The sequence below is a fragment of the Streptomyces altiplanensis genome (assembly GCF_053591575.1).
Window position 1 is genome coordinate 1 of record NZ_JBSFUB010000178.1, and the last position, 6703, is coordinate 6703.

Annotated in this window: 5 protein-coding genes and 2 pseudogenes; 4 read left to right on the forward strand and 3 right to left on the reverse strand. The window is 67.6% G+C overall.

Features of this window, described 5'->3' with window-relative positions; all coding sequences use genetic code 11:
* Positions 1-514: 514 nt before the first annotated feature.
* Entirely contained in the window at positions 515-1081 is a 567-nt protein-coding gene (locus ACWD0Y_RS35635; protein WP_450264409.1) for a GNAT family N-acetyltransferase, read from the forward strand.
* A gap of 237 nt (positions 1082-1318) precedes the next feature.
* Here ACWD0Y_RS35635 and ACWD0Y_RS35640 read toward each other — a convergent pair whose 3' ends face one another.
* Positions 1319-2047: a DUF6193 family natural product biosynthesis protein gene (locus tag ACWD0Y_RS35640; RefSeq protein WP_450264410.1), complete on the reverse strand. Its 729-nt coding sequence runs from the start codon at positions 2045-2047 to the stop codon at positions 1319-1321.
* A gap of 187 nt (positions 2048-2234) precedes the next feature.
* Here ACWD0Y_RS35640 and ACWD0Y_RS35645 point away from each other — a divergent pair.
* A pseudogene (locus ACWD0Y_RS35645) lies at positions 2235-3546 on the forward strand (transposase).
* Positions 3543-3962: pseudogene (locus ACWD0Y_RS35650) on the forward strand (transposase); the annotation flags it as partial. The pseudogenes ACWD0Y_RS35645 and ACWD0Y_RS35650, both read left to right, overlap by 4 nt.
* A gap of 76 nt (positions 3963-4038) precedes the next feature.
* On the opposite strand, the gene ACWD0Y_RS35655 reads toward ACWD0Y_RS35650, so the two are convergent.
* Together ACWD0Y_RS35655 and ACWD0Y_RS35660 are read right to left on the reverse strand one after the other, a co-directional pair.
* Positions 4039-5145, reverse strand: a complete 1107-nt coding sequence (locus tag ACWD0Y_RS35655) for an IS630 family transposase (RefSeq protein ID WP_450264411.1) — start codon at positions 5143-5145, stop codon at positions 4039-4041.
* Positions 5146-5491: 346 nt separating this feature from the next.
* Positions 5492-6328 carry an NmrA family NAD(P)-binding protein gene (locus tag ACWD0Y_RS35660; protein WP_450264412.1) on the reverse strand — a complete coding sequence of 279 codons (837 nt, stop codon included), beginning with the start codon at positions 6326-6328 and terminating at the stop codon, positions 5492-5494.
* 82 nt (positions 6329-6410) lie between these two features.
* Between ACWD0Y_RS35660 and ACWD0Y_RS35665 the strand changes: the two genes are divergently transcribed.
* On the forward strand, positions 6411-6647 hold the full coding sequence (locus tag ACWD0Y_RS35665) for a cupin domain-containing protein (protein ID WP_450264413.1): 237 nt from the start codon (positions 6411-6413) through the stop codon (positions 6645-6647).
* Positions 6648-6703 lie beyond the last annotated feature (56 nt).

Below are 6703 nucleotides of genomic sequence, written 5' to 3' on the forward strand. Positions count from 1 at the left end.
GACGGACGGTGCTACCAGCCCGTGCCGCCCATCGCCCTGGCCGCTTGACAAACACCATTAGGAATCCGGGGCGAGTTCTACGAGTGTCTGACCGCGCGGCGGGACGAGTTGTCCGAGGGACGTGCCCGTCGACGACGACACGAGGTGGCGTGGTGGCCCGGCAGGACGCAGAACCGCATGCCGACTGGCCGCCGCCCCCTGGCGATGGCCATCCGACGGACTCCTGCGCCGGCATCAGCCTCCGTACAACGTCGTTGGCTGGGCGATTCCCCAGATCTTCCACCGCTGTGAAGGCCCACCCGTGCACGTCGACAGCTGCACCCGGTCGTTTGTGTTCCTGGCCAGGCATGTTTGCGTGACCGAAATGACCCGCAGGCTCGCCCGCAAAGGCCTCAGGGAAAGTGAACGAAGAAGGCCTGACTGCCAGTTCTGGCAGCTTCGAATGCAGCCGATACCATCCGCCTTTGACATGCACGGCTGACAGCGCCTGCAACTGACGAAAGTGGTGGACACCATGAGTGACATGTGGACCGGTGAGAAGGTACGTCTGCGAGGTGTCGAGCCGGCAGATTGGGAGGGCTTTCGCGATCTGGCCAAGCACACTGTCGATGTCCGCAATGCCGACCTGGTCGATCCTCCCCGCTCAGAGGAAAGCTTTCGTGCCTGGACTGCTGAGCGTGCTGAGCGTCCACCAGGGGGAGAAGCATTCCGGCTGGTCATCGAGACACTGGCCGACCGCGCTTTCGCAGGCTCTGTGACAGTCGGAGAAACCGACAGCCGTGCAGGACGATTCAGGACCGGCATCGAGATCGTCCGTGATCACCGGCGCAAGGGCTACGCGGCTGAAGCCACCGAGCTGATCCTCACCTACATGTTCACCGAGCAGCGCTGCAACAAATGTGAAGTAGAGGTCTACGCATTCAACGACGCCTCCCTTGCTCTCTACCGCGGTCTGGGCTTCGTCGAAGAGGGACGACTTCGCCAGCATGAATTCTTCGCCGGCAACTACCACGACGTGGTGATACTAGGCATCACCGCCGCCGAGTACTGGGCCGCGCACCAACTCCCCTCACTGCGTTGATCTACACAATCCTCACCGCAGTTGCCTGGCAGGTCTCGTTCATCCTGCCGGAAAGACCACGGCGACGATTGGGATCTCAGACGGGCACTTAGCTTGTTCTTTATCTACCGGTCTCGAACTGTCGGTGGCCAGTTGGATCTCCCCAGCGGCAGCCGCCTGGCGGGGAGTCAATTGGCCACCGACAATAGTCACGGTCGGTGATGAAGTGGGGCTTCGTGGACTGCGCGATTCCCGCCGTTACTCATCCGCGTCGACGGTCCCCGCGACGGCCGGGCCGACATCGTGGCGGAGGTGGGTGACCGCCAGGGCGACAGCGTCGTTGGCCGTGGCGGCTTCGCCGAGGACCCCGCCGTGCGGGAACCGCTGCACGCGGTACGGGCTGCCGCCGTACGACGGCGCGATGGCCACCTCGGGGCGGGAGGGGGACCCGGTTGAGGTGTTGAAGCAGAGCGTCCAGTGGCTGGAGGCCGGGAAGAGCTGTCGCAGCAGTGGTTCGCCGTGGGCCGCTTCCACCAGCTGGCCGAACTCCGGGAAGTGCGGCGCGCTGTCGGCCTGTTCCTGGATTAGGCGCCACTGCACCTCGACCGCCGCAGCCGGCCCGCGCTCGTGGGCCTCGGCGAGCTCGCTGAAGCAGACGAACGGCAGCTCCTCCTTGAGCTCTCGCAGGGTCCTGCCCGCTCCCCACGCAGCGCCCGCCCGGACAACAGCCCCCAGGTCCTCTGCTCCGCCGGTGATGAGTTCAACCCCCTGGCTCCAGCCGGAGAAACCGAACCAGCGCCGCTCGGCCCCGATGTGCACAGACAGGGGCCGGCGCTGAGGGACCGAGGATGCGATGCCTGCCGAAGAGGACGAGCCCCAGTCGCCGGGCATGATGACAAGATCGACGCCAAGGTCGGCGGCCACCTGTTCCAGCGCGGCGCCCAGGCTGCCTGCTGCGGCCAGATCGGGATAAAGGTTGGAGTCCACGCCCCACAGTCTGCCGTCACAACGGCGTGAAGCGACATGGCGAACAGATGATGCTCAGCTGCGCGAGGTGCCACAACGGATGGGGGAGAGGGCCGCAGGTACGTGACGGAGTGTGGTCGACAGCTGCGGGGTGGGGGACGCAACTGGCCGCCCGTGGGGACCGTGCGTGGGGAACCGCTGGCTGTGAGTGAGTCTGCTGCCTGATGCTGTCCGGAGAGAAGCGTTCGCAGAAGTGTCCCGCTTCCGGGGCGAGTTCTATGAGTGTCTGACCGCCCGGAGTGACGAACTGTTCGAGCTGGCGGACGTGCTGCTGTGCGTCGACGGGCCGGTGGTCTCGCCGGTGGACCTGACGCTGGTGCCCGAGCGTCGTCGTGGGCACGGAACGTTGTACGGAGCCCTCAACCACGGCCGGACCGACGTCGACAGGTTGCGGTCCTTGCTGGCCGACATGCCTCTGCCGCGCTTCGATGGTGGTCGCCTGGTGCTGGCGGTCGATGTGTCGCCGTGGCTGCCGCGGCTGACGCCGGACGCGCCGTGCTCGGCGGACAGGTTGTTCTGCCACGTCTACGGGCGGGCGAAGTCCGCGTCGCAGTTCATCCCGGGCCGGCCGTACTCCTTCGTCGCCGTCCTGGAGCCCGGCGCCACGTCATGGACCGGGATCCTGGACATGGCCCGGCTCGGGCCGGAGGGCGAGGCGACCGCGGTCACCGCCGCCCAGCTGAGGGACGTGGCCGAACGGCTCATCGCGGCCGGCCAGTGAACGTCCGGAGACGCGGACATCACGATCGTCGTGGACGCCGGCTATGACGTCACCCGCCTGGCCTGGGTGCTGCGGGATCTTCCCGTCGGGCTGGCCGGGCGGATCCGCAACGACCGGGTGATGCGACTACCGAAACCACCGAGGATGCACGGCATCAATGGCCGGGCGCCCAAGCACGGGCCGGAGTTCCGCTTCGCCAAGCCCGAGACCTGGCCCGAACCGGCGATCACCACGGCCACCGACACGGTGAACCACGGAAAGGCCGAAGCCCAGGCAGTGGTCCTCGAAGACCGGCGCCGCCCCGGCTGACATGGACCTGTGGTGGCAGGTGCTCCTCAGGAGATTCGATCTGGAGCACACGTTTTGTTTCGGGAAACAGACGCTCGGCTGGACCACCCCGAAAGTCCGTACTCCCGAGGCGGAGGACCGCTGGACCTGGCTCCTGGTCGCCGCCCACACCCAGTTCCGCCTCGCCCGGCCGCTGGCCACCGATCTCCGCCGGCCCTGGGAGAAGCCGGCCAAGCCCGAACACCTCATCCCCGCTCGGGTCCACCGCGGGTTCAGGAACATCCGCCCGCACCTGCTTTGCCCGGCCCGTGTTCCTCAACCGACCGGAACCGGGCCCGGACGACCCCTCGGCTCGAAGAACCGGCGACCCGCCACCCGCTACGACGTCGACAAAACCGTCAAACGCCCCGAGACCCTCAAGGCCATCGGAAAACCCGGCAGATCTTGGTAGATAAAGAACAAGCTCAGTGTAGGTTCCTGGTCTGGTCAAGGGCTGGTGTGTGGGGTCGGCTGCACGAGGAGGTCCTGCACCGCCTGATGATCGCGGGTCGCCAAGCGAGACACGACCCCCACCGCGGACGCTTCTTCAAACCCCGGCGTCTCCACGCGGACAAGGCATACGAAGCCCCCCACCTGTGGAAATGATTCCGGTGCAAGCACATCGGCGTACGCATCGCCCGCAGGGGAGCCGAGTCCAGCCAACGGTTAGGGCGCCGACGACGGGTCATCGAGCGGACCATGTCCTGGCTGACCGGCTACCGCCGGCTCAACCACCGCTACGGACGCAGCCCCCGCACCTACCTGGCCCTCCTCGGACTCGCGGCAGCCCTCTGCTGCTACGAACGACTCGCCCGCCTCACCACATAGGACACCCTTTTAGGCAGGGGTGCCCCTTGACGCAGGCCTACTAAGTGGTCTGCGGCGGAAGTCCTTCGGGGGTTGATCAGGCTGCCAGGTCGACGGAGGATTCTTCTTGTCGGTCGGAGGCTGCGTGCCGATCGAGCCTGGCCAGTAGATCGTCCAGGTCGGAGGTGGTGAACCTCCACTGGAACGGCTGTGCCGTGGCGTTGTAGCGGTCTTCGAATGCTCGGAGCCGGTCCCGGACCTGAGCGAGGTCTGTGAAGTCGTTCGGCCGGACGACCTTGCGCTGGACGATGGAGAAGAAGATCTCGATCTGGTTCGTCCAGGAGGCGTGGATTGGGGTGTGGACCATGACGGCGTTCGAAAACCTGCCGTTCAGGCGGTCGATTGCCCGCCGGCCGCGATGGGAGGAGCCGTTGTCGACGACCCAGAAGACGCGTTTCGCGCTGGCGTAGGGCTCCGTGGTCATGACCTGCTCGACCAGATTCATGAAGGGAACGATGCCGGTCTTGGGTTCGCACCGGCCGAAGACCTTCGCGCGGTGGACGTCGTAGGCGGCGAGGTAGGCCAGTGCGCCGCCGCGGCCGTACTCGTGGTTGACGCGCATCGCCCGGGCCTTGCCCGGGGCCAGGGTCGGATGGCAACGGCAGCGGGCTTGGACGGAGGTCTTCTCGTCGCTGGAGAGCACGTATTCGTCCTCGCCCAGCGGTGTGCCCTCGAACGTCCGGTCGTAGAGGTCCAGAACACGCTGGGCCTTGGTGCGGAAGTCGGGGTCGCGGATGAAGATCCATGACCGGTATTGCCAAGGCTTGAGCGCGTCCTCGCGCAGCCAGCGGCGCACTGTTGAGGCGGAGACGCTGTCGGTGATCCCGCGTGCGCTCAGCTCGGCGGCCAGCTCTGGGCAGGACCAGCGTGCCAGCGGCACGCTGGTCTCGGCGGGCAACTGGCAGGCCAGCGCCTTGGCCTCGGTGACCTGCACGGGAGTGAAGCGGGCGGGACGTCCGGAGCGCGTGCGGTCGGCCAGGGCCGGCGGACCGCCGTCGGTGAACCGGCCACGCCAGGCGCGAACTGTGTCCAGGTGCAGGCCCGTCTCGCGTGCGATCCGCGCGTTGGAGTGCCCCCGCGCCGCGTGCAGGACGACCTGCGCGCGTACCCGCAGCCTGTACTCGGTCTTGTGGCCGTAGGCCATCTTCTTCAACCGCTCACGCCCGGAGCAGTGAGGAAGATTGGGCGTGCGGAAGCGAGAGGCAACGCGGGAGAACCGTTCACGAGAAGCGGACCGTCCTCCCCCGACCGGCAGAAGGCACCGCGCCGTGGACGCACCGGAAGTGCATTTCGGCGTCGCCGTTCTCGGAGGCGGGCCCGGCGCTACGCCGCCCGCACCGCCGGCCGGGCGGCGGGCAGCCGTCGTCCAGGAGGACTTCTGGTGCGGCGCCTGCCCGGCCATGGGCGGCATCCCGCAAGGCGCTGCTGCTGGGCTGTCCCGAGCACGCGCATCTGCTCACCGGGAAGGTGAGACCTGCAGGCAGAACACGTCAGATGTTCCAGACTCCTGCTTCAGCGGCGGTACGGACGTAGTCGGCGAAGGCCCGGGGCCGGCGACCGAGCACCTTCTCCACGTCATCGGTGACCGAGGCCAGAGCGCCGACGTGGATCTGGGCATACAGGTCCACGGTCAGCTGCACCCATTCCTCGGGCACACCGTGCGCACGCTGCTCGGCGGCGTACTCCTCGGGCGACAGCGGGGTGTAACGGATGTCGCGGCCGGTTGCGTCGGCGATCTGCGCAACGGCGTCGGCGAACGACATCGCCTGCGGGCCGCTCAGCTCGTACGTCGCTCCGGCGTGCCCGGTCTCGGTCAAGGCGGCGACCGCGACGGCGGCGATGTCCTCGGCATCGACGAACGCCTCCGTGCCGTCTCCGGCTGGCAGCCGCACGTCACCGGACAGGACGGCGCCGTGCAGGAAGTCCTCGCTGAAGTTCTGGAAGAACCACCGCAGCCGGAGCACCGTGGCCTCCAGACCCGCTTGGTCCAGCGACTGCTCGGCCGTCACCGCGTGCTCCAGGCCCGGGGCGCCGGTGTCGGGAAAGGAGACCAGCACCGCCCGACGCACCCCGGCCTCGAAAGCCTGGCGGGCGAAGGCGGCGATGTCGTCGGCAGCCTGCGCGCTCCCGAGATCAGGAGCGACCAGATACACCCCGCCCACCCCGCTCAGTGCCGGCTCCCAGGTGGTGCGATCGCTCCAGTCGAAGCGAACCTCCGCGGAGCGGGAGGCGGCCCGCGCCAGAACTCCCCGGTCCCTCAGTTGCCGCAGCACGCGGCGGCCGGTCTTGCCGGTGGCGCCGGTCACCAGAATCGTCTCGTTGCTCATGCCCTCCAGCGAACCAGCCGCCACCGGCGGCGGACATGGCGAGCACGCTCGCGTCCATACGCATTCGTCTACGCTGACCTGCATGGATCCCCAGACTCCGACCGGCGCGGACCCGCTGACCGAGCTGCTGAACGGGGTACGGACCGTCGGGGCGGTCTTCAACCGGTCGACGCTCTGCGGCACCTGGGCAGTGCGCTTCGAGGATGGCTCGCCGCTCGCACTGGCCGTGTCGCTGCAAGGCCCCGTCTGGGTGCTTCCCCAGGAAGGTGAGCCGGTGCTTCTAGGGCGTGTTGCGAAAGTGGATCTTGTTCGTTCATGATCGTGTCCTGTGGGACGTGGGGATCTGACGAACGGCCAGTGGTCCCGGCTTGAGCC

Bases quoted from the DNA above. Each gene is read 5' to 3' on its own strand.
- ACWD0Y_RS35665 (WP_450264413.1), top strand. From the start codon at position 6,411: ATGGATCCCCAGACTCCGACCGGCGCGGACCCGCTGACCGAGCTGCTG.
- ACWD0Y_RS35655 (WP_450264411.1), bottom strand. From the start codon at position 5,145: ATGGCCTACGGCCACAAGACCGAGTACAGGCTGCGGGTACGCGCGCAG.
- ACWD0Y_RS35660 (WP_450264412.1), bottom strand. From the start codon at position 6,328: ATGAGCAACGAGACGATTCTGGTGACCGGCGCCACCGGCAAGACCGGC.
- ACWD0Y_RS35635 (WP_450264409.1), top strand. From the start codon at position 515: ATGAGTGACATGTGGACCGGTGAGAAGGTACGTCTGCGAGGTGTCGAG.